The organism is Paludisphaera borealis (assembly GCF_001956985.1).
Lineage (GTDB): Bacteria > Planctomycetota > Planctomycetia > Isosphaerales > Isosphaeraceae > Paludisphaera > Paludisphaera borealis.
Map to the genome: position 1 here is coordinate 4,773,601 of NZ_CP019082.1, position 23,751 is coordinate 4,797,351.

The 23,751-nt window shown below is 68.6% G+C and carries 16 protein-coding genes; 12 read left to right on the forward strand and 4 right to left on the reverse strand.

From position 1 onward, the window contains the following. Positions 1 to 180: 180 nt before the first annotated feature. The 6 genes from BSF38_RS18475 (at position 181) to BSF38_RS18500 (ending at position 10,706) form a co-directional block, all read left to right on the forward strand. Entirely contained in the window at positions 181 to 810 is a 630-nt protein-coding gene (locus BSF38_RS18475; protein WP_076348049.1) for an RNA polymerase sigma factor, read from the forward strand. Positions 811 to 1,050: 240 nt separating this feature from the next. Continuing rightward, positions 1,051 to 2,055, forward strand: coding sequence for a DUF1559 family PulG-like putative transporter (locus BSF38_RS18480; protein ID WP_076348051.1), 1,005 nt, complete (start codon positions 1,051 to 1,053; stop codon positions 2,053 to 2,055). A gap of 73 nt (positions 2,056 to 2,128) precedes the next feature. Further along, positions 2,129 to 2,593: a hypothetical protein gene (locus BSF38_RS18485; RefSeq protein WP_145952218.1), complete on the forward strand. Its 465-nt coding sequence runs from the start codon at positions 2,129 to 2,131 to the stop codon at positions 2,591 to 2,593. An 11-nt stretch (positions 2,594 to 2,604) separates the two neighbouring features. Continuing rightward, complete coding sequence (locus BSF38_RS18490) at positions 2,605 to 8,049, forward strand: neutral/alkaline non-lysosomal ceramidase N-terminal domain-containing protein (protein WP_237170517.1); 5,445 nt, start codon at positions 2,605 to 2,607, stop codon at positions 8,047 to 8,049. 137 nt (positions 8,050 to 8,186) lie between these two features. After that, on the forward strand, positions 8,187 to 9,767 hold the full coding sequence (locus tag BSF38_RS18495; RefSeq protein WP_076348057.1) for a hypothetical protein: 1,581 nt from the start codon (positions 8,187 to 8,189) through the stop codon (positions 9,765 to 9,767). A 108-nt stretch (positions 9,768 to 9,875) separates the two neighbouring features. Then, positions 9,876 to 10,706, forward strand: a complete 831-nt coding sequence (locus tag BSF38_RS18500) for an SIR2 family NAD-dependent protein deacylase (RefSeq protein ID WP_076348059.1) — start codon at positions 9,876 to 9,878, stop codon at positions 10,704 to 10,706. A gap of 54 nt (positions 10,707 to 10,760) precedes the next feature. Here the strand turns inward: BSF38_RS18500 and BSF38_RS18505 are convergent, their stop codons facing one another. From BSF38_RS18505 to BSF38_RS18520, 3 genes are all read right to left on the reverse strand, one after another. After that, on the reverse strand, positions 10,761 to 11,771 hold the full coding sequence (locus BSF38_RS18505; protein ID WP_076348061.1) for an AAA family ATPase: 1,011 nt from the start codon (positions 11,769 to 11,771) through the stop codon (positions 10,761 to 10,763). Between the two features lie 63 nt (positions 11,772 to 11,834). Beyond that, the gene (locus tag BSF38_RS31725) at positions 11,835 to 12,758 is read right to left on the reverse strand and encodes an FHA domain-containing protein (RefSeq protein WP_145952219.1); all 924 of its coding nucleotides are present in this window, start codon (positions 12,756 to 12,758) and stop codon (positions 11,835 to 11,837) included. A gap of 867 nt (positions 12,759 to 13,625) precedes the next feature. Then, complete coding sequence (locus BSF38_RS18520) at positions 13,626 to 14,429, reverse strand: DUF5131 family protein (RefSeq protein ID WP_076348067.1); 804 nt, start codon at positions 14,427 to 14,429, stop codon at positions 13,626 to 13,628. Between the two features lie 362 nt (positions 14,430 to 14,791). Between BSF38_RS18520 and BSF38_RS18525 the strand changes: the two genes are divergently transcribed. The 6 genes from BSF38_RS18525 (at position 14,792) to BSF38_RS18550 (ending at position 21,965) form a co-directional block, all read left to right on the forward strand. Then, complete coding sequence (locus BSF38_RS18525; protein ID WP_076348069.1) at positions 14,792 to 16,954, forward strand: hybrid sensor histidine kinase/response regulator; 2,163 nt, start codon at positions 14,792 to 14,794, stop codon at positions 16,952 to 16,954. A 178-nt stretch (positions 16,955 to 17,132) separates the two neighbouring features. Beyond that, on the forward strand, positions 17,133 to 17,657 hold the full coding sequence (locus BSF38_RS18530) for a response regulator (RefSeq protein WP_076348071.1): 525 nt from the start codon (positions 17,133 to 17,135) through the stop codon (positions 17,655 to 17,657). A 161-nt stretch (positions 17,658 to 17,818) separates the two neighbouring features. Further along, complete coding sequence (locus BSF38_RS18535; RefSeq protein WP_083713943.1) at positions 17,819 to 19,075, forward strand: hybrid sensor histidine kinase/response regulator; 1,257 nt, start codon at positions 17,819 to 17,821, stop codon at positions 19,073 to 19,075. Between the two features lie 69 nt (positions 19,076 to 19,144). Continuing rightward, complete coding sequence (locus BSF38_RS18540; RefSeq protein WP_076351111.1) at positions 19,145 to 19,903, forward strand: response regulator; 759 nt, start codon at positions 19,145 to 19,147, stop codon at positions 19,901 to 19,903. Between the two features lie 12 nt (positions 19,904 to 19,915). Further along, positions 19,916 to 20,815 (forward strand): hypothetical protein, encoded by a 900-nt coding sequence (locus tag BSF38_RS18545; protein ID WP_076348073.1) that lies wholly within the window; start codon positions 19,916 to 19,918, stop codon positions 20,813 to 20,815. Further along, positions 20,805 to 21,965 carry a FliM/FliN family flagellar motor switch protein gene (locus tag BSF38_RS18550; RefSeq protein ID WP_076348075.1) on the forward strand — a complete coding sequence of 387 codons (1,161 nt, stop codon included), beginning with the start codon at positions 20,805 to 20,807 and terminating at the stop codon, positions 21,963 to 21,965. The genes BSF38_RS18545 and BSF38_RS18550 overlap by 11 nt, the downstream gene beginning before the upstream one ends. A 174-nt stretch (positions 21,966 to 22,139) precedes the next feature. Here BSF38_RS18550 and BSF38_RS18555 read toward each other — a convergent pair whose 3' ends face one another. Beyond that, on the reverse strand, positions 22,140 to 23,639 hold the full coding sequence (locus BSF38_RS18555) for a hypothetical protein (protein WP_076348077.1): 1,500 nt from the start codon (positions 23,637 to 23,639) through the stop codon (positions 22,140 to 22,142). Positions 23,640 to 23,751: the final 112 nt, after the last annotated feature.

A 23,751-nucleotide genomic window follows, 5' to 3' on the forward strand; every position in this document is an offset into this window, starting at 1 on the left:
GGCTCCTGTACGATGGGCCGGCTCTCGAGAGGAGGACTCGACGTCCGCCTCGCGCTGTCGATCCCAAGCCTCTCCCGCCATGATAGCTCGACGTTATTTCGACGAATAGCGCTCTTCTTCTTCGACCTCCCTTGCACGTGGTCGAGGAAAACCGCCCTGGGCGAGCGGAGGACGTCCGACATGGATCGCCTGTCCCCGGCCAAAGCTCGATCGCGATCCGCAAGCGTCGATTCAGGCGCCACGTCGCTGACCCTGATCGAGCAGGTCCAGGCGCGCGACGGCGAGGCCTGGAAGCGGTTGGTCGATCTCTACGCGCCGCTGCTCCGCCATTGGTGCCGTCGCTGGGGAGTGCGGAGCGAAGACGTCGACGACGTGTTGCAGGAAGTCTTTCGGGCGGTGGTCGTCGGCTTGCGGGGCTTTCGACGCGATCGCGAGAGCGCCTCGTTTCGAGGTTGGCTGCACGGCGTGGCTCGTCACAAGGTCCTCTCGCTGATTCGCCGCGGCGGGTCGCAAGCGCCGGGGGGGACCAACTTTTACGAGCGGACCTTGCTCTTGCCCGATCCGGCGACGGACGACTCCGACGACGAGGAAGGAACGCTCGTCGGAGACCTCTATCAGAACGCCCTGAGGCTCGTCCGCCTGGAATTCGAAGATCGGACCTGGCAGGCCTTCTGGCGGGCCACGGTCGAGGGCGAGGCCCCCGCCGCGATCGCGGCCGACCTGGGCGTGACGCCGGCCGCCGTCCGGCAAGCCAAGTCGCGCGTGCTCCGGCGTCTCAAGGACGTCCTCGGCGAATCGCCGCGATCCTGATCCGGCCCGATTCGCCTTCGCCTCGCTTTTCCTGGTGGAACCGTCGCGGAAGACGGGCTCGCGCGCCTTTCGAAAAAAGTCCCGTCACACTCCGCGCGAAGAACTCTTGTGGAAGCTGACGGGCGTCTCCTCTTCCCGCGGAGCGCCGTCGATCCCCTTGCGCCTCGCCTCGCCTCTCTCGACCGCGTCAGCCGTTCCAGGACCTTCATTCCGTCCCAGGATCGTTTTTGAGGAGTCGCCATGCTGCGTCGACGCCCCGCATTCACGCTGATCGAGCTCTTGGTCGTCATCGCGATCATCGCCGTCCTGATCGCCCTGCTGCTTCCGGCGGTGCAGTCGGCCCGCGAGGCCGCGCGCCGCGCCCAATGCACCAACAATCTCAAGCAGATCGGGCTGGCGATCCACAACTATCAGTCCTCCAACAACACCCTTCCTCCAGGCAAGAAGGGTGACGCGTGGGGGACCTGGATGGTCGCCGTCCTGCCGTTCATCGAGCAGATGAACTCGTTCAACGGCTGGAATTACCAGGGCAACAACTCCGGTCAGCCGGGGGCCGTGGACTGGCCGCTCCGCTACAACGGCGAGTGCAACATCACCGTCACGTCGTCGCGGATCTCGGGCTGGATGTGTCCGAGCGACGGCAACAACTCGCTGCTGAGCGGGATCGGCATCACGGTCAACGGCAACACGATGCTCGTGACCTCGCAGAACTACGTGGCGAATTTCGGCAACACCATCATGCAGCAGAGGACGTTCAACAACACCCCCTTCCTCGGCGCGCCGTTCACGTGCATCGGCTCGCCGCTCGTCGACATCGCAGGGTACGAGGCGCGCGAGCAGTCCGGCGTGCCGAACACGACGTACTCGTTCGCGTCGATCACCGACGGGCTGAGCAACACGATGATGATGTCCGAGCTGCTCGTCGGCCAGAGTGGGGCCTCGTTCGACCTGCGCGGCTTCACCTGGTGCGGGCCGTTGGGGACCTTCACCGCGTACACCGGCCCGAACAGCCGCTCGCCGGACGTCCTTTGGCCGGGGCTCTGCAACCCGATCTCCACGAACCCGCCCTGCACCACCGACGACATGACGTGGTATCTCGCGGCGCGGAGCAAGCATCCCGGCGGGGTCAATGTCGGCATGGTCGACGGCAGCGTCCGGTTCATGAAGGACTCGATCAACCTCGTCACCTGGGGCGCTCTCAGCACGACCCGGGGAGGCGAGGTCATCAGCGCCGATTCGTATTGAGCGTCGTACTTCACCACGATCTGACATCGCGGCGCCCGTCGGCTCGGCGGGCGCTGTTCAGGGGCTATTGCATATGGATGTGATCCGGATCGTCACGGGGCGGCGCGCCGCCCTGGCGTCGGCGCTGGCGCTCGCGCTGACTGGTTGCAGCGAGGCCAGGGACGACTTGCCCCGGGAGGCCGTATCGGGGAAGGTGAAGATCGAGGGGGCTCCCGTCCCGAAGGGCTCGATTCAGTTTCGGTCGGCCGACGGAAGCATGGAAGTCGGGGGCGTTGTCAAGGACGGGGCTTTCGCGATTCCAAAGGCCGACGGCCCGGTTCCTGGAAAGTACAAGGTCTCGGTCACCGAGGCGGTGGAGGGGGCGGTCGATCCGTCGCAAGGAACGGCCGCGCACTTCAGCATCGCGCCCGCGTCGAAGCCCTCGACGAAGGTGATCAGCGGCCCGATCGACGCCGAGGTCAAGGCCGGCGGGGCCGACGCCTTCGACTTCGAGTTCCAAAGGCTCGACGCCGCCCATTCGAAAGGTCGCCGCCGATGAAACAGGGGTGGATGATGAGATTTCGCATCGCGGTCCTCGTGGGTCTGATCGCCGTCGCCAGCTCGCGCGCCGACGGCGCGGAGGTCGCGGTCGGCGTCGCCCGCGTGGACATCTCGCCCGACGGACCGGTTCGGCTGCACGGGTATCTCGCTCGGAAAGCCGAGTCGAAGGGGACGGCGCACAAGATCTGGGCCAAGGCCCTGGCGATCGGCTCGGACGAGCAGAAGCCGGTCGTGCTCGTCTCGGTCGACAACCTGGGCGTCTCCGACGCGATCGTCACCGAGGTCGCCGCCCGGCTGGCGAAAAAGACCGGCCTGCCGCGCGAGCGGCTGGCCGTCGGCTCGTCGCACGCCCACACCGCGCCGATGCTGTCGGGCGTCGCGCCCAACATCTTCGGCAAGCCGATCGTCGCCGACGAGCAGGCGCGCATCGACCAGTACACGCGCGGGTTCATCGACAAGCTGGAGCGCGTCTGCCTCGACGCCCTGGCCGCCCGCCGGCCCGCGACGCTCTCGTGGGCGCAGGGCAAGGTTGGTTTCGCGGCCAACCGTCGGACTCCTGGCGGCCCGGTCGACCACAGCCTGCCCGTCCTTAAAGTCACCGCACCGGACGGCTCGATCCGGGCGATCGTCACCAATTACGCCTGCCATTGCACGAGCATCGAGCCCGACGTGAACCTCGTCGACGGCGACTGGGCGGGCTCGGCCCAGGCGGCGATCGAGGCCGACAACCCCGGCTGCATCGCCCTGACCGTGGTCGGCTGCGGGGCCGACTCGAACCCGAGCCCGCGGGGCAAGCCCGAGCAGGCCGTCGCCCATGGCCGAGCGTTGGCCGACGAGGTCGCCCGGCTGTTGCGCGGTTCGTGGAAGCCGCTGTCGGGGCCTCCCCGGGTCGCCTTCGAGCGGTTCAATCTGCCGTACGACGTCCTGCCGACCCGCGAGCAACTCCAGGCGCTCGTCAAGGCGGGCGGCCCTCCCGGCTACAACGCCTCGGTCCAGCTCGCCCGCCTCGACCGGGGCGAGCCGCTGCCGGAGTCGCTGCCGTATTCGGCCCAGGCGTGGGAGTTCGGCGACGGCCTGCTGATGGTCTTCCTGCCGGGCGAGGTCGTCGTCGATTTCGTCCTCCGGCTGAAGAAGGAGTTCGACGCCTCGCGGCTCTGGGTCACCGCCTACGCCAACGACGTCCCCTGCTACATCCCCTCCGAACGCATCCTCCGCGAAGGAGGCTACGAAGGGGGCGGCGCGATGGTCTACTACGCGCGGCCGACCCGCCTGAAGCCGGGCGTCGAAAAGCTGATCATCGACGCCGTCCACCGGGTCGCCGGGCCTGAGTTTCAGGCTCCGACCAAGAAGGCCGAAGCCGACGAGGAACATCCGCCGGCGCTCACACCCGAGGAGTCGCGCAAGGCGTTCCGAACCAAGCCGGGCTTGAAGGTCGAGCTGGTCGCGTCGGAGCCGCTGATCGAGAGCCCCATCGCGATCGACTTCGGGGCCGACGGCCGGCTCTGGGTCTGCGAGATGCGCGACTATCCGGCCGGCATGGACGGACGCTACAAGCCCGGCGGCGCGATCAAGGTGCTGGAAGACCGCGACCATGACGGTCGCTACGACACGGCCGTCACGTTCCTCGACGGCCTGCCGTTCCCCACCGGCGTGATGTGCTGGCGCAAGGGGGCGTTGATCTGCGCCGCGCCCGAGATCATCTACGCCGAGGACACCGACGGCGACGGCAAGGCCGACGTTCGGCGCACCCTCTACAAGGGGTTCTCGACCGAGAACTACCAGGCGCGGGTGAACGGTCTGAGCTACGGCATCGACAACTGGGTGTATGGAGCGAACGGCCTGATCGGCGGCACGATCCACGGTCAGGCCGACGGACGCGAGGTCGACATCGGTGGTCGCGACTTCCGGTTCCGGCCCGACTCCGGCGTGTTCGAGCCGGCCTCGGGCCTGACCCAGCAAGGCCGCATCCACGACGACTGGGGGAACCAGTTCGGCGGCGACAGCGGCTCGCTGATCCGCCATTACCCGCTTTCCGACCACGACGTGAGCCGCAACCTGCGGGTCGTCGCGCCAGCGCCAGGGGCCTTCCACAGCCTCGACGCCGACCCCGGCCGGCTCTTTCCCGCCAGCCGCACGCTGGCGCGGTTCAACGACCCCAATCAGGCCAACCGCGTCACCAGCGCGTGCGGGCCGGGCATCTACCGCGACTCGCTGCTCGGCCCCGAATACGCCGGCGACGCATTTACATGCGAGTCGGTCCACAACGTCGTGCGGCGGAACGTCATGCGGCCCGACGGAGTCACCTTCACCGGCCGCCGCGCCGACGACGAGCAGGAGTCGGAGTTCCTGGCCTCGACCGACTCGTGGCATCGCCCCGTTCAGGTTCGCACCGGCCCCGACGGGGCCCTCTGGGTCGTCGACATGTATCGATTCGTGATCGAGCACCCCCGCTGGATCAGCCCCGAGCGGCTGGCGACCCTCGACGTCCGCGCCGGGGCCGACAAGGGGCGGATCTACCGCGTCGTCCCCGAAGGCCGGCCGCTTCGCCCGGTCCCCAACCTCGACGCGCTGGCGACTCCCGATCTGGCCCTTGCGATCGAGAGTCCCAACGGGACGCTCCGCGACAACGTCCAGCGCGTGCTCGTCCACCGCGGCGACCGCGCCGCCGCGCCGACGCTCGCCCGTCTCGTTCGCGAGAGCAAGCTTCCCGAGTGCCGGGTCCAGGCCCTCGCCGCGCTCGACGGCCTGGAAGCCCTCGACGACGCCACGATCGCCAAAGCCCTCGCCGACGCGCACTCCGGCGTTCGCCGTCAGGCCGTGCGGCTCTCGGAACCCCGGCTGGCGAAGAACGCCGACCTGGGCCGCGCGGTCCTCGCCCTGGCCGCCGATCCCGAGATCACGGTCCGGTTCCAGGTCGCGCTCAGCCTGGGCGAATGGCCCGCGCCGGAAGCCGGCCGCGCGCTGGCGTCGATCGCCGTTCGAGACGCGAGCGATCCGTGGGTCCGCGCGGCGGTCCTCAGCTCGGCCGTTCCGCACGCTCAGACGGTGCTGGAGCGGGTCGTCGCCTCGGCCGGTCCGGACGGACCGTCGACCGATCTCGTCGAGCCCCTGATCGCGACGATCGCCGGGGCGCACGACCGCGAGTCGGTCGCCTCGGCCTTGAAGGTCGTCGCCGGCGAGCCCCGCCCCTGGCGGCTTGGCGCGATCGCCGAGTTGCTCGACGCCTCGCGCGACGAGTCGCTGGCCGCCGATCCCGCCGTCCGGCCGACGATCCTCGCGGCCCGCGCGCTGGCCGCCGATCCGAACAGCCCGCCCGCCGACCGGATCGCCGCTCTGCGTCTCCTCGGCCGATCCGCGCCGACGCGCGACGCCGACCGCGCGGTGATCGCCGAACGGGTCGACCCCGCCGAGCCGACCGAGATCCAGGTCGCGGCCCTGCGCGCCCTGGCGAGACTCGGCGATCGCGCGTCGGCCTCGGCCGTCGTCGACCGCTGGAACCAGCTCGGGCCGACCCTCCGCGCCACGGCCCTCGACTCCTTGATCGCCCGCGACGAGTCGGCCGAAGTCTTGCTCTCGGCCATCGAAGCCGGCCGCGTCGCTCCTTCGCAGATCGGCGCCGAGCAGCGTCAGCGATTGATGACGACCGGGCCGCCGGCGCTCCGAAACCGCGCCGAGGCCGCCTTCGGCGCGCTCAAGATCGGCCCTCGCAAGCCAGTGCTTGACGCTTATGCGTCGGTCAAGACGTCCCACGGCGACCCCGCGCGCGGCAAGGCGGTTTTCGAGCGTGCGTGCGCGATCTGCCACAAGTTCGACGGCGTCGGCCACGAGGTCGGGCCCGATCTCGCCGCGCTCACCGACCTCTCGCCCGAGCCGCTCCTGATCGCGATCCTCGACCCCAACCGCGAGGTCGACGCACGCTACGTCAGCTACAACGCGGCGTTGAAGGACGGTCGCGTCGTCGCCGGCCTGATCGCCGCCGAGACCGCGAGCGCCGTGTCGCTGAAGCGGCAGGAAGGGGCGACCGACGTCATCCTCCGGGCCGATCTCGACGAGCTGACGTCGTCGGGCCGCTCGCTCATGCCCGAGGGCCTGGAGAACGACCTCAAGCCGGCCGACGTCGCCGACGTCGTCGCCTTCCTGTCGAAAGGGTCGTCGCGCCCCAAGGCGTTCGAGGGCAACCATCCCATCGTCGTGAAGCAGGGCAAGGAAGGCGTGGTGCGACTCGACGGGGCGTCGGCCGCGATCTACGGGCCGAGCCTGACCTTCGAGTCCGAGTTCGGCAACCTCGGCTACTGGCACTCGCCCGACGACCACGCCGCCTGGACCTTCCAGGTCGATCGCGGGTCGACGTTCACCGTCGCGCTCGATTGGGCGTGCGATGATGAGGCGGCCGGCAACGCCTACACGCTCGAACTCGACGGCCGTCCGGTTCGTGGCGTCGTCGCCGGCACCGGCGGTTGGGCGAACTACGAGGTCAAATCCGTCGCGGACCAGGTCTTTCACAACGGCCTTCATCGCGTCGCCCTCCGATCCGACGGCCCGATCCGGAACGCGCTGGCCGACGTCCGCGCGATCGTCCTGACCCCAGGGGAGGCCCCCTCGGGGCAGGCGCCGGCTGATCCTCCGGTCACGGCGGAAGCCGAGCCGGTCGAGGCGATCGCCCGCGCGATCCTCGATCCGAAGACGACCGACGCCGACCGCGAGGCGCTCGTCGCCCGTCGCCCCGAGAAATCGGCCGAGCTGATCGCCGCTCTGGCCGACGGGCTGGGGGGCGACCTCAAGGAGGAGTACCGGCGCATCCCCTGGATCTGGCGGGTCGCGATCGCCGCCGGCCGCCGCAACGACGCGGCCGAGATCCGGCGCATCCTCGACGTCGCGCTGCCGGCCGCCGACGCCGCGAAGCTCGACGACTGGCGGGCCGTCGTCCTGGGGGGCGGTCTCATCAACGGCGTCAGCCAGACGGGCCCGTACCCCGGCCCTCGGTTCGAGGAAATCGTCCGCGACGCCCCACCCCTCGCCGCGCGCTGGCGGCGGTCGCTCGACCTCGCCGCGACGATGGCCGACGCCGAAACCGTCTCGACCGGTACCCGCTACGACGCCCTACGGATGCTCGGCGTCGAGCCCTGGAGCAAGCGCGGTGGACAGATCGCCGGATACTTGTCCGACAAGGTCGATCCCGAGCTTCAACAAGGGGCCGTGAGCGCGTTGAACGACGTGGATTCGTCCCAGGCCGCCTCCGCGCTCGCCTCGACCCTGGACCGGCTCACCCCTTCCAACCGCAAACTCGCCATCGTCGCCCTCACCCGCGACGACGCCCGACGGTTGAAACTCCTCGACGCGATCGAAGCCGGCCGCGCCCGATCCGATGAGCTGACCAGCGAGGCTCGCCGGATTCTCCTCGATCCCGCCCGCGGCCACGCGGCCGAGCGAGCCCGGAGAATCCTCACGCCGTGACGGAAATTCTTGGAAAATCTTAATGATTGTGTCGCGATCAATTCAAGTAAATCGAATCGAAAGAAAGGGCGATAACCAACATGAGCCACTGACCCATGAACGAACCGCTGGTTTCGTAGAATGAAGGCGAGGCAAGGATGCCGTCGAAGGACGTCGCGCGCCGGGCCGACACCAGCCGTGATCGGCTCTCGGTTCGGTATATTCCGGTCGTTGAGCCGAGGCGGCGGCCGGTTGCATCCTTCCTTGATTGGCTCAGCGTCGTGGTCGCGGCGGTGGGTCTGGCCCTTTGCCTCCGCACCCGTTCGAACGCCCGGTTCGGTCCGTTGCTGGGGCTGGCGATTCCCGCCGGGCGGCTGATCTTGAACGCCGCCTACCGTCGCCGCGTGGGCGCGTGGGTCGCGGAGAGCTGGCGCCGGGCGGAAGCGTACGCTCGCGGCGAGGGGCCGATCCCCTGGCGGTCGGCGCTGGCGTTCGTGGCGATCCCGTTCTTCCTGCTCGACGTGGCGCATCACGGCGTTCTGGGGACGTTCGACACCCGCCCGGTGGTTCCGACGGCCGTCAGCCTGGTCCGCGACGGCGACTTCGACCTTCGCGAGTTCGAGGGCCTGAACCCCCCGTTGCTCCGCAAGCGCGACGGCTCGTTCTGCTACTGTTTCCAGGAGGTCGACGGTCGGATCGTCTCGACCTTCCAGGCGGGCATGGTCCCGTTCGCGCTCGTGACGGTCGCTCCGGCGTGGCTGCTGGGGGCCGACCTCGACTCGCGCAAGAACCTGCAATATCTTGAGAAGGTCTCCGCCGCGATGGTCGCGGCGCTCGCGCTGAGCCTCTTCTTCCTGACGGCGGCCCGGCTGGGCTCGGCGTCGGCCGCCGCCGTCGCGACGCTGTTCCTGGCGACGGGCAGCGGTCTGTTCACGACGGTCGGCCTGGGCCTCTGGCAGCACGGGGGCGTGGTGACCTGGCTTCTAGCCGCTCTGTTGGTCGAGTTCGCCAGTCGGGGCGAGCCCGGCTGGCGCGGGTCGCTGCTCCAGGGCTTCGCCCTCGCGCAGATGCTCGCTTGCCGCCCGACGGCCGGGCTCCTCGTCGGGCTGTTCGGCCTCTGGGTGATCGTCCGATCCCCGCGCCGGGGGCTGATCGTCGGGATCGCCGGGGCGGCCGCGCTGGTCCCCTGGGTCGTCTACTATGAGCTGATCTACCGGAGCCATCTCGGCCCGGCGACGGTCAACACGAACGTCTCGGCGGAACTCTGGTCGTTCTTCAGGCTCTGGCCGACCTTGGGAATCCTGTTCAGTCCCGGTCGCGGGATTTTCGTGTACCAGCCCTGGGCCGTGCTGGCCGTGGCCGCCGCGCTCGTCTGGCCGAGGCTTCGCCGCGCGCCGGAACTCGTCGCCGGGCCTAAGGGGTGGGCGGCCTTCTGCCTGATCGCGGTCACACTGCATGTGGTCCTGATTTCGGCCTGGTGGGACTGGCCCGGCGGTTACAGTTACGGTTCGAGATTGGCGACCGACGTCGTGCCGCTGCTCGGTCTGCTGGCGACGCCCGCCGTCGCCGTACTGCTGAAGCGTCGGGCCGGCGTCGGCTTGCTCGCGGGCCTGGTCGCGGTCGGCTTCCTGGTGCATCTCCCTTGCGTCGCGAACGAGGCCCATCGCTGGAACCATGACAAGCCGCGAAACCACTGGAGCTGGTCGCGCGCTCCGTTCTTCTATCGCCCGCCGAGTTGAACTTTCGAGGCCGCCGCCGCGCGGACTGGCGGTCGAGGCGGGCGGCGCGCGATACTCCTATCTGGTAGTTTACGACGCGAATCGCCTCCCGGAAAAAGGCCGCCTCGCATGGAGCCCTCCCGCTCCGACCGACCTGCCGCCGATCTCGAGCTTTCCGACGACGACGCGCGGGCCGTCCAGCGGGTCGTGCAGCGGCTCGGCCGCGCGCGAAGGGTGCTGGCGGTGACGGGCGCGGGGATGTCGGCCGATTCGGGACTGCCGACGTACCGAGGGGCGGACGGGCTCTACAGCGCCGATCGGACCACCAGCCACGGCCACTCGATCGAGGCGGCCCTCTCCGGCTCGATGCTCGCCGCCAGGCCCGAGGTCGCGTGGCATCACCTGCTGGAGATCGAGCGGGCGAGCCGGGGTGCCGAGCCGAATCGCGGGCACCGGGTCCTCGCCGAGATGGAGGGGTACTTCGACGCGGTCTGGGTGCTGACCCAGAACGTCGACGGCCTGCACCAGGCCGCCGGCTCGCGCCATGTGATCGATGTCCACGGCGACCTTCACGAGCTGCGGTGTACGCGGTGCCGGTTCCACGAGCGGGTGGCCGACTACTCCGGTCTGGGGCTGCCGCCCCTTTGCCCCGACTGCGGGGGCGTGCTTCGGCCCGACGTCGTCCTCTTCGGCGAGCATCTGCCCGAGGCCAAGCTGCGGCGGCTGGAAGCCGAGACGGCCCGGGGGTTCGACGTGGTCTTCAGCATCGGGACCAGCAGCGTCTTCGACTACATCGTCGCCCCGCTGCGGACGGCCCAGGCCGCCGGCAAGACCACGGTCGAGATCAACCCCGACGTCACCGCCGCGTCGGGCCTGGTCGACGTCAAGATCCACGCCCGGGCGGCCGTCGCCCTCGACCGGATCTGGGAAGGCTACCTCGCCTGGTGGCCCTGGAAGTGAACGCGCGCCGCACGGCTCGGGGCCGTGTTTGGAGGGCGCGGAATATGCTCGGCATCAAGGTACGGGGATGTGGTCAAGTATGCGTATGAGGACGTCGTCGACCGACAGGCCCTCGGCGTCGGCCTCGTAGCTGATCATGATCCGGTGGCGGAGGACGTCGCGGGCGAGCGACTTGACGTCGTGCGGCGTCACGTAGTCGCGGCGGGCGAGAAGGGCGTGCGCGCGGGCCGCGCGGATCAGGGCGATGGTCGCCCGGGGGCTCGCGCCCAGCTCGATCAGCGGGGCGAGGCCGAGGCCGTACGCCTCGGGATCGCGGGTCGCCCGCACGAGGTCGACCACGTATTCCTTGATCGCCGGCGCCGTCTGGACCGAGGCCGCCAGCCGACGGAACCGGAGCACGTCGTCGGGGGTGAACAGAGGGGGCTCGTCGCTCGGCCACGACTCGGCGAGCGACGTCTCGGCCACGCTCGGCAGGTCGAGCATCGCCAGCTCGGCGTCCCGTGCCGGGTAATCAACAAGCACTTTCATGAGAAAGCGATCGAGCTGAGCCTCGGGCAGGGGGTAGGTCCCCTCGTGCTCGATCGGGTTCTGGGTGGCGAGGACCCAGAAGGTCTCGGGCAGGATGATCGTCTCGTCGCCGACAGTGATCTGCCCCTCCTGCATGGCTTCCAGGAGCGCGCTCTGGACCTTCGCAGGCGCACGGTTGATCTCGTCGGCCAGCAGGACGCTGGTGACGACCGGGCCGGGGCGGACGTCGAACTCGCCGGTCGCCGGCCGATAGATCTGGGTGCCCGTCAGGTCGGCCGGCAACAGGTCGGGCGTGAACTGGATCCGCCGGAACGGCAGGTCGAGCGCCCGCGCCAGCGCCCGGACGGCCCGGGTCTTGGCCAGGCCCGGAACGCCCTCGACCAGTACGTGCCCGCCGGCCAGGAGCGCGACGATCAGCTTTTCGAGCAGCGGCCGTTGGCCGACGACCACGCTCTCAAGCCGATCAATCAGCGCGCTGAGCCCCTCGTGGGCCTCTTCAAACAGATCATCCCAAGCTACGGTTTCTTGGCTGGACATACGGAGACGAATACGACCCGGGGACCAATCGAGGACGAAACGGGACGCGGACGCGGATCTCGATTATTTTGAAGCCCTTCGCTTCTCCATCAGCTTCCGCAAGATCTCGCTGGCGGCGTCGCTGGTGTCCTTGAATTGCTGGTTGGCCCCTGCCACCGGCTTTCCGCCCGGCTGAGTTTGCTGCTTCTGGGCCTTCTTGGCGACGTAGAACGGGTTCGACTCGTCGACGAACTCCTCCTCGGCCGCAGCCTCTTCCTCATCTTCCTCGTCCTCATTCTCTTCGTCGAGGTTTTCTTCTTCCTCTTCTTCCTCCTCCTCTTCCGCTTCTTCTTCCTCCTGTCGCTCATACTCGTCGTCGCTGGCGACGGAAGGGGGCTTCGCCGGGGTGCTGGGCGTGGCGGCGACGGGGGCGGCGGCGGGCTCGGCGGCGTCTTTGAAGGCGGTGATGGTGATCGTGTCACCGCCGTAGACGCTCGTCGGCTGGTCGGGCGAGGTACCCGTCCCCTCGCCGAACAGCCACGAATCGATCTCGTCGTTCGAGACGTCTTCCGGCGCCGCCTTGCCCTTGGCCTGCGGCGCGAGGGCGGGCGCCACGGGGGGCGAAGGCGCCGCGGGCTTGGCGGCCGGGCTCGGAGCGCTGGCCGCAGCCGGGGCGGGCTTGGCCGGGGCGGCCGCCACGGCCGCGGGGGATCTCTGAATCGAGACGGCGAAGGTCAGCGGTCCGACCTGCACAAGGTCGCGGTCCTTGAGCTGACACGTCTCGGTGGTCAGCGCCTTGCCGTTGACGAGCGTGCCGTTGCGGCTGCCGAGGTCGCCGACCGTGACGACGTCGCCGTTGATCGTGAATTCGGCATGTTCACGACTGACCTGCTCGCTGTTGGGCCGGAGATGGCAGGTCTCGCCGCGGCCGATCTTGAATTTCGGGCCTACGAGGGGGATCACTTTCCCCTCGGGCTTGCCCCGGACGACGATGAGCTGAACCTTCATGGAAACCGTCCCGACCTTCTCGGTCAACAACGATGGGAGCCAGCGTTCACGCACCACGGTCGAAAACAGCCAATACCGAGAGATTATGACCGAATCCGCAATTGAAAAGAATGCGCGAGCTGGATTCAGCCGGCGATTTCTTCTCGAAAGCCACGTTCGGCGCCTCCCCGCTGCCCGAAATCACCAATCCGCCTCGATCGCGATCGACCAAGCCGGAAGTCATTGCCTGGTATATCGGCTGTCGATGGGCCCCGCCCTTCGCCCGGGCCCGCACGTCGCATCGATTTCTAGAAGTCGTCGAGTCGCAAAGGATGTGAGGAGGACCCCTTTCGAGAACGCCCATAGGCCGTTTGTCGACATGAGTCTCGGTTCATTGTAACGCATTCTTTCGGAAGTCCAAGAGCCCACGTCGCCTCGTTTTGGCCGGATTTGCCGAACGCGCGGATTTCGCGGAAGGGCTCGGTCTGTCCGCCGCCGTCACCGCCGATTGGGTCCGTTCGCGCGGTTTTCGATGCTCCGCGACCCTCCGCCGACCCGTCTTCGCCCGATCCAGGACGTTCCCCGAAATTGGGTCCGTTCGCGCGCCCGAATCGCCGTATGGGTGGGTTAAATCTTTGATTGTCAAAGACTTTACGCTCATTCAGCGATTGGCTTCGATCGCGCGGAATCACGTCGATTTCCACTCCCTCCCTCGGTCCTGATCGGTTGCCCGCCGACCATTTCCGTCGCCCGGCGGATTGGCTTTGTTCGCGCGGGTTTTGGCGATCTCGTCGCGGTTCTGGATCGGGGCGGGCCGCCGGGCGCACCGGTCGGCTTCCTCTAACTTACTACCAACCGTGCAATAGCGACGGGGTTTTTCGAGATTCGTCAGGCCGAGGTCGGCGTGGTGGATTCGAGCTGGGCGATCAGGTTCCGGCGGTCGTTGAGCGAAGGCAACGGACGGGGAGGCCGTGGGGGGATCTGGTCGTGGGTCGCGCCGTCGAGTTCGCGGCCGGTGCGGTTCTTGCGGACGCCTCCCCATTGCTTGAAGAAGAAGGCGACGTCGGCGGCCCGGCACTGGTCGCGGATCGAACGGACCCAATCGGGGTCGAGCGGCCGGGCGCCGTGGCCGCTCTCGCCGCCGACGATCACCCAGGAGATCCCTTCGAGGTCCAGGCGGCCGAGGTCTTCGAGCAGCGGTTCGACGGACAGGAAGCGGACCGCCGCCGGCGCGTCCTGGAGGTGTCGAATCCGGCTCGCGCCGTGGCGGTGGTTCTCGACGCTGACGCCCCACCAGATGTGCGGCAGTCGCGCCGCGTCTCGAAGTTTCGTCGTCAACAGGGTTTGCAGCCGTTCCGACCTTTTGGTCAAGACCTGGTAGGTGTGCCAGTCGGCCAGCCGCATCACGCGGACTACGGCCTCGATCGACGCGTCGTCGAGGGCTTCGTGGAACAGGTCGCTCATCGAGTTGACGAAGACCGACCGGGGCCGGGGCCAGCGGAGCGGATCGGCCAGCTTCTCCGGGACGGTCCGGAGGTCGAACCCGCGCTCGTACGGGTGGCCCGGCACGCCTCGAAACCGCTCGGCGAAGGTCTCGGCGTAGCAATGCGCGCAGCCGGGGCTGATCTTGGTACAACCCCGGATCGGGTTCCAGGTCGCGTCGGTCCATTCGATTTTCGAATGCTCACTCATCGTCGTGTCGTGCCCTCCGCCCGATTCTGTAGGCGGTCCGCAGCCCCGGTCCGTCCCCGAGAATCGGTCGCTCGGCGTGGGCCGGGTCCGGATACGAACGAGCCCGAAGCGTCAGCGAGTGGAATTCCGATTCGGCCGTTGGAACCAGTCACTCGCTGGCGCTTCGGGCTCGTAATTTCCAGATGGAGCTTCCCCGATTTTAACAGATCATCCGGATCGTTTCGGGTTTTCAGCGTCCGAGGGCGGAATCGGGGTTCGGGGTGGTCTCCGCGATCGGATGCGTTAGAGTCTGTAGACTGACGTTCGCGCTGATCGACGGGCGAAGTCCGGCCCGCGATCGAGATGGCACGAGACCAAAGACAATGAGCCCCATCACGTCCAACTGGCCGTCGCAGCGACGACTCTCGGTCTGGTACGCGCTCGCCCTGGGGCTGCTGTCCTTGAACGCCGTCGTCACGTACTGGAACTTGCGGACGATCAGTCAGCGCAGGGATCAGACGTCGCGGACCTACGACGTGATCAAGAGCCTTGGCGACGTGCTCTCCAACCTGCGTGACGCCGAGACCGGCCAGCGTGGGTTTCTACTCACCGGGGAGGAAGCGTACCTCGAGCCTTACAACCGGGCGGTGTCGACCATCGACGGCTCGATGGAGCGGCTCAAGGAGCTGGCGGGCGGCGACCCGATCAGGAGGTCGAACGCCGAGAAAATCGAGCGGATCGCCAAGGTCAAGCTGGCCGAACTCGCCGGGACGCTCCGCTTGCAGCGCGAGCAGGGGTTCGAGGCCGCCCTGGCCGTCGTCAAGTCAGGTCGAGGCAAGGCGCTGATGGGGGCGATCGTCGACCAGATCGTGGGCCAGGAGAGCGAAGAGGTCGCGGCCCGGAGTCGGCTCAGGGAGGAGCAGTCCGCGGCGATCGCTCAGACCATATTGACGTTCGCCGTGGCGTCGGGGCTGGCCCTCGCGCTGGTCGTCGTCATCCATCACCTGAGCCAGCTGAGCCGTCGCGAGCTGGCGCTGCGGGCCGAGTGGTTGTCGACGACCCTCCAGAGCATCGGCGACGCCGTGATCGCCACCGACCCCAAGGGCCGCGTCACCTTCCTGAACGTGATCGCCGAGGAGCTGACGGGGTGGACCGCGGCCGACGCGATCGGCAAGGCCTTGGACGACGTCTTCCCCATCTGCAACGAGGCGACCCGCGAGCCCAGCCCCAACCCGGTGCAAAAGGTGCTTGAGACGGGGCGCATCCAGGGGCTCGCCAACCACACGATCCTGCTCGCCAAGGACGGGGTCGAGCGGCCCATCGACGACAGCGCCGCGCCGATTCGCGACGACCAGGGCGAAATCCGCGGCGTCGTCATGGTCTTCCGCGACATCACCCAGCGGAAGATCGACGAGAGCGAGCGCGAACGGCTGAATCAAGAGCTGCGCGAGAACGACACGCGGAAGGATGAGTTTCTGGCCATGCTCGCCCACGAACTGCGCAATCCGCTGGCGGCGATCGGCGGCGCCGTGATGGTCTCGAAGAAAGCCGGCGTCGCGCCGGGGCGGATCGACTGGGCGATGGAGGTCGTCAACCGCCAGGTCAGACACCTGACGCGGCTGATCGAGGATCTTCTCGACGTCGCGCGGATCAACCGCGGCAAGATCGACCTGCGGGTCGGGCTGGTGGAGGCGACTCCGTTGCTCGAAAGCGCGGTGGAGAGCGTCCGACCGCTCATCGAGCAGCGGCGGCACACGCTTGCGATCGCGATCGACCGGGGCGCGCTGTGGGTCGAAGCCGACCCGACGCGGCTCGAACAGGTGGTGGTGAACCTGCTGAACAACGCCGCGAAGTACAGCGACGACGGCGGTCGGATCGAATTCTCCGGCGTCCGCGAGGGCGACGACGTAGTGATCGCCGTGAAGGACGTCGGTTTCGGCATCTCGGCCGACATGCTGCCCAGGGTGTTCGAGATGTTCATCCAGGGCGACCGCTCGCTATCGCGCTCGGAAGGGGGTCTCGGGATCGGCCTGACCGTCGTCAAGAAGCTGGTCGACCTTCATGGAGGGACCATCACGGCCGAGAGCGACGGCCCAGGCCGGGGGAGCATGTTCCTGGTCCGGCTCCCCGCCGCGAGCCGCCCGCCGACGCCCGAGGCGTCCCTGTCCAGGCCGCCCGGCGCGCTCCGGTCGTCCCGCATCCTCGTGGTCGACGACGCCGCCGACCACGCCCAGGCGCTCTCCATGCTCCTTAAATGCATCGGCCACGAGGTTCGGACGGCGAGCCACGGCGAGGAGGCCCTGGCGATCGCCTGCGATCAGCGTCCGGAGTTCATTCTCCTCGACATCGGCCTGCCGGGCATGGACGGGTACGAGGTGGCGTCGCGGCTGCGGCGGCAAGAGGGCTCGCGCGACGCCGTCATCATCGCGGTCTCGGGATACGGCCAGGACGAAGACAAACGCCGGTCGCGCGAGGCGGGCTTCGACCATCATCTCGTCAAGCCCGTCGACCACGACGCCCTGCTCGCCCTGCTGTCGCGGTCCTGATTCTCGGCGTCGTTCGGCGAACGTCGTCCGAGATCGAACGCGGAAGGCTGTCCACGGAGATCGGAAATGATACAGTAAGAGAGGTTCGACGGGGCGTGCCGAGCCGCGCTGGTGCGCCAGGCCGCGTGCATGCGTTCCGGGAGTCGATTGGCGAGAATTCTGGAGGGCTCGGTCGGTCATGGCCAAGAACAAGCATTGCCTGCTGATCGTGGACGATGAGCCCAACGTCTGCGACTCGGTGCACGACCTGCTGCGACGGGAGTTCCACGTCCTCAAGGCGCACAGCGCCGAGGAGGGCTACCAACTGATGCAGCAGGAAGAGGTCCACATCGTGATGTCGGACCAGCGGATGCCGCAGATCACGGGCGTCGAGTTGCTCTGCCGGCTCAAGTCGCGTTATCCGCAGGCGGTCCGGATGCTCTTCACCGGGTTCGCGGATCTGGAGTCGGTGATTGCGGCGATCAACCAGGGGCATGTGTTCCAGTTCATCCGCAAGCCCTGGCAGCCCGAGGAATTGCTGGCCGCGGTGCGGCAAGCCGCTCTCGAGTACGACCGGCTCGAACTCGTCGCCCGCGAGCGGGAAGTGCTGCTGGGGGAGATCGAGGGCCTCAAGAACCGGGTGACCAGCCTGGAGTCGGAGGTCCATCGGCTGCGGGCCGACGACCACGCCGATCCCGTCGCCCCGAGTTCTCCCGTCTTATGAACGCGGCCGCAACGACGTCCCGACCCTTCGATTCGATCAGCGACCACGAACCGGTGTTGGAACTGTATGATGGACGGAATCTTACGGCCCGAGGCGAGAGCCAAAAGGACCCACGCGACGGACGACTCGCACGCGTCCCGACCGAGGGTGGAGCGAACCGGATGAAGCGGCGGCATACCCTCTTGATCGTCGACGACGAAGTGGATGTGCTGGAGAGCCTGCGGCACCAGTTCCACCGCGCGTACCGGGTGCTTACCGCCACCACCGGGAAAGCCGCGATCGAGCTGCTGCACGAGAACGAGGTCCACCTGATCCTCTCGGACCAGCGGATGCCCGGGATGTCGGGGGACGTCTTCCTCAGCCAGGCCCGGCAGATCCAGCCCGACGCCATCCGCATGCTCTTCACCGGCTACGCCGACATCCAGGCGGTGATCAACGCCGTCAACGAAGGCCACATCTTCCGGTACATCCTCAAGCCCTGGGACACCAACGAACTCGAAGGGATCATCCGCGAGGCCGCCGAGAAGCACAACCTGCTCGCCGATCGCAAGGAGCTGATCGCCGAGCTTCAGGAGGCCAACGCCCGACTCACCCATGCCAACGAAGAGCTGGCCCGCGCCGGGCAGTTGAAGACGGCGTTCATCGAGGTCGCCAGTCATGAATTCAACACGCCCATCACGCTGGTGCTGGGCCTGACCGAACTTCTGCGACTGTCGCAGGCCAACCGCCCCGACGAGGAATGCGAGATCCTCCGCCAGATCACCGCCAGCGGGCGGCAGCTCTCGCGGCTGGTGACGAGCATGCTGACCCTGCTTCGGGCCGAAGACTTCCGGCGGACCCTCCAGCGCCGGCCAGTCGAGCTGGCCGCCCTGATTCAGGGAGTTCTCGATCAGGTGCGGCCGTTCATTCACGCGCGGCATCTTCAGATGGACATCGATCTGGCCCCGAACCTCGGCTCGTTCGAGATCGACCCCGACAAGATCAACGCGGTGCTGGTCAACCTGATGACCAACGCCATCAAGTTCACGCCCGACCGCGGCCTGATCACGCTCCGGGCCCGACTCGGCGATCAGGACGAGGCCGTCGTCGAGATCGAGGACCGCGGCGTCGGCCTTGAGCCCGGCGCTCTCGAACACCTGTTCCAGCCGTTTTTCACTCAGTTCGACCCCAGCCGCCACTCTTCGGGCGACTTCGGGTTTCAAAAGCGAGGGCTCGGTCTGGGCCTGCCCATCGCCAAGCAATTCGTCGAGATGCACGGCGGACGCGTGTCGGCCGAGAGCCTGGAAGGGGGAGGGACCCGGCTGACCGTCCACCTCCCCCGGGTCGCGGCCGCCGACCGCCCTGAGCCGCCGCCGCCGCCGGCCGGTACGCCTCGGCCCGAGGCCGAGACGCGCCAGGAGCCCTCGACGCACCCCTGAGGCCGGACCCGCCCGGGCACGCGAACACGAACATATCCTGGCTTGATTATGGTTTTCCGTGAGAACGAGATGCCCACAGCGCTCATCGTCGAAGACGAACCCGAAGCCAACAAGCTCCTGGGAATGCTGCTCAAGCTCCGAGGCTATCGGTCGACCGCCGCCTTGAACGGCGGCGATGCGCTGCGGTATCTCAAGGATCACGCGCCCGACATCGTCTTCCTCGATCTGATGCTGCCCGACGTCAACGGCTACGAGATCTGCCGCATGCTCAAGTCGTCGCGCACCGCCTGCCTGATCCCGCTGGTGATCGTCACGGCCCGGCTCGCCCCCGAGAACCGGATCGAGAGCTTCCGCGCCGGCGCCGACGACTTCGTCTCTAAGCCGTACACGCCCGACCAGATCTTCCAGGCCCTCCAGCACGCCGAGGACTTTCGGGGGCGGGCGGGCTGCGAGGTGATCGAGGATTCGGCCCCGCTGACCGAGCCCGACGACGACGAGACCCTCCGCAAGCTGGCGCAGCTTCACAACCTGATCCTCGGCCGCACCCCGCTGGGCGACGAGTCGGTCGAGCGCGTGAACCGGGCGATCGAGGGCGTTCGCGGTGCGATCAGCCGATGGACGGCGGCCCATCCGGGCTGCGACGCGTCGTTGCTGCGGTACGAGCTGACGCCCGAGCAACTGGTCGTGGCCTTCCAGGGACGGCTCGACTGGCTCGACGGGCCCGCCGGCGCGGCGGGCGACGCGATGGACGCGGCTCTCCACGGCTTTGACGAGGTCGCCGTCGACCGCGACCGGCCCTGTCTGACCTTGATCAAGAAGTGGGCGTAGGCAGGGCCCGACATGACGACCGACACCATGAACCCGGGCGATAATCCTGATCACGCTTCGGCCGCCGCCGGGCTCGCCTTCGCGGCGGCGGTCCAGGCCTGGGGGCCTCCGGGCGAAGCGCCGGGCCGGGCCGTCGGCGAACCGGGGGCGGCCGACGAGTGGCTTCGCCGGATGCATCGGGATGAGGCGACCGTCGATTTCGACTGGATTCATCCCACATGGCTGCTCCGGGCGCTTCAGGACGAGTCGCCGGCCGTCCGCGCGGTCGTCGCCGCTCACGGGCCGTCGGTCGTCCGCCGGGCCTTGCTCGCGTCGGGGGGCGTTCCCACGCCCGACCGCGCGCCGCATCCCGAGGTGCTCGACTGGATCTCGGCGCTCTGGACCGAGCGGCTCGTCGGCGGCGCGGCCGAGCGCGCCGACGACCCGCCGGCGATCGTCGCTCTGGCGCGGCCTTCGCCCCTGGAAGGCTATCGCCTCTGGTGGACCGTCGGCCTGGTCAAGTCGCTCCTCGCCCGGGGACCGGACGACGCGGCGGCCGAGCGCGCCGGTTGGGTTTTCGATCGGCTGGGCCCTCCGCCGCCCGAGACCCGCGATTGGGCGCGCCGCGACCTGGAGACGGTCGCAAAAGCGCGCGTCTCCGGCCGCCGTCGCACCGCGCTGCTGGGCCTCGTCACGCTGGCCCGGCTGCTCGCCGATTGCGAGCCGTTCCGGGTGCGTTGGGCGCTTCAGCATCTGCCGTATCCGATCGTCAAGCGGGTCCGCACGCTCATGCCCTCGGCCCCCAAGCGCGCGGCGGCGGTCTCGCGGCTGGAATCGCTGATCCTGCGGACCGCGTGGGACCACCTCATCCTGGAAAACCGGATCGCGACGCCGTTCCCCTTGGCGCCGGAGAGGATCGACGATGAGCACTGAGGCCGCGGAGCCCGAAGCCGACGTCTGGAACGGCCTTCCGCGCGTGACGCGGCGACAGGTCGAGCTCGAGCGCCGGTTCGCGGCCTGGCAGGGCGGTGGGCCGCTCAGCCCGGTGTTCGCCTGGCTCGGCGAGGCGGTCCGGACGTCCGTCGTCTTCGATCGTCCCGAGGTCGATTGGCGAGCCGCCGGCCTGGGACGGCCGGGGTTGTCGGCCCAGCTCCGCTGGCCGCGCAAGCGAACGCGGCTTGGCCTGGGCGTGGAAGTCCCGATCGCCCACGCCGTCGTCGACCGGCTGCTCGGCTTCGACCGTCCGTTCGCCGAAACCCGGCTCCAGCTCACGCCGGTCGAGTGGGGCGTCTGGACCTACCTGATCGTCCGCTGCCTCGAAGAGATCAACGGCTCGCTCGACCTGTCGATCGACCGCGTGAGTCCCGATCCGTTCGACGTCGACGGCCTGGGTGACGTCGTCACCGTGCGGTGGGCGGTTCGGGTGGGAGACGTCGCCGGGGCCGTGCGGGTCTGGCTTCCCGAGTCGCTGGCCGACGCCTGGATCGACGCGGGAACGAGCGGCCGACAGGCTCCGAAGGCCGCATCGCCGTCGCCCAAGATCCGCGCGCTGTCGGCCGACTGGCGGGTCGTCGCGGGGAAGGTCCGCATGCCGGGCGGCCTGCGACGGCTCCGGGTCGGCGGCGTCTTGCCCCTGGCCGATCCGCCGTTGACCGGCACGCCGAGCGACCCCGTCGGGCCGATCGAGATGGTCTGCGACCTGGGCGCGTCGGCAGGCGGCTGGCGGATCGCCGTCGAGCCGTTGGCCGGCAGTTCGGCACGAAGTTATCGGGTCGCCGGTCCGCTCGTCCAACAACCGGGAACTAGAACGCCCCTCAACCTCGGGAACGACCTCGCCATGAGCCCCCACGACCAAGACGCCCCCTCGCCGCTCGACGCGCCGGTGACCCTGACGGTCGAGCTGGGCCGGATCAACCTCCCCATGGGCCGGCTGGCCGATCTCAAGCCGGGCGACGTCCTCGAAGCCGGCCGGCACAGCCGCGAGCCCGTCGAGATCACCTCCAACGGCCGGCTCGTCGCGCGCGGCGACCTGATCCTGATCGACACCGAGCTGGGCGTCCGCGTGACCAGCGTCTTTCTCTGATCAGACCGGATTACGTTTGGGTTGCACGCGTAGGGGCGTCCCTTGTGGGCGCCCGATCGGCGTCGGCAACCCCGGCGTCCTTGGCGGCTCGGGCACCTACAAGGGGCGCCCCTACAACGATACGGGCTTCCCGCGCCCACCGGGGGTATGCAACCCCAACGCAAACCGCTCTATCTAGACCGGGTAGACGACCTGTATCATGGTCTGAAGCGCCAGGGTGGCGATCGCGACGAGCAGCGCGGTGGCGAAGACGGTCTTGGGGCCGCCCCCCAGCCGGGTGAGCCCGACGCCGGCGGCGGTGAGCAGCGGCGGCAGGAAGAGCATCCAGAGCCGCGCCACCTCGCCCATGTTGCGGCCCGAGAGGTGGACCAAGGCCAGGACCACGAGCGCGCACCAGCCGGCGCGCGGGACGTAGCGACGGTCGCCGATGAACCCGACGAGGCACCACACGGCCGACGGCAAGCCGACCGCGACGGCCAGCTCGATTGGGTTGACGAGCAGCCACAGCAGATAGGTTCGGGGATACTCCAGGTAGAACTGCGCGTGGTGCAGCAGGTTCCACCGCCAGACGACGACCGGATTCGCGGACGTCGACAGCCAGCCCACCGCCGCCAGGCCAAGGAAGCCGACCCCGATCCAGACGACGACCTGGATCTTTCTCGACCAGGTGAGCCGCGGCGTCGAGAGCGCCACCAGGGCGGCGATCAGGCCGATCGGCAGGAACGCCAGCGTGAACGCCATGCCGAACGCCATGATCATCCCCGAGGCGACGGCCATGATGATGCTTGCGAACGTCGGCCCGCCCGAGGTTCCTCGCAGCCGCGCGGCCCAGGACGCCAGGGCGAGGGCCGAGGCCGAGAGCAGCGGGTAGGCGGCGTCGGCGTCGGGCTGGAACAGGTTCGCCGCCGGCGCCAGCGGCCAGAGGACCGAGGCCGCCCACGCGACCTGCGGCGAGACCGACTCGCGCGCCAGCAGGTACAGCGGAACCACGGTCCCCGCGCACGCCAGCAACGTGATCAGGCTGGCCAGGTAGATCGCCGCGCGGTCGGCCCGGGGGATCGGCTTGCGGTCGAGCGCCTCAAGCTGCCGGAAGCCGGCGGCGACTTGCGGCGGCATCAGGCCGTTCAGGAGGTCGGCGGTCCGGGGGCTTCGCTCCATCGCGCGGATCAGGCAGCAGTGCAGGGCGATCAAGCCGGGCGGATGGGTGCCGATGTGAAGCGAGTCCTGCGACGCGATCCAGACCGGGTAGTCGGCCAAAAATTTCCAGGGGTCGCCCATCGCCTGCCGCTTGGCGACGTCGTAATAGCCCGTCGAACTTGGGAAGTAATGGACATAGGCCCATTTGGTCAGGTCGTATTCGTCGGCCGCGCCGATCGGTATGGCGATTTGCACGGCGACGGCCGAGGCCGCCAGCCCGGCGAGCCAGACCGACTCGCGAAACCCGACCGCCGAGGGGACGCCCAGCGACCGGAACCCCAGCGCGGCGTACAGGGCGTAGCCCGCGACCGCCGCGGCGGCCAGGAGCAGCCCCGGCGCGGAGGGAGCGACCTTCACGCGCAGCCATTCCCATTCACCGGGCACGCCCAGCGGGACTCTGCCCGAGAACACGACCGCGATGGAGAGCCCGACCAGAACCGCCGACGTCGACAAAATCAGACCGATCTTCCCGTTCATCTTCACGATCTTAGCGGCCGCGATTTCGCCTGGCGAGAGGCTTTCGGTCGCAAAAGACGCCGAACGGTTGCCGCGCGCCCTCCGACGTGTTCTGATCGTGTGGCGGCGCGAT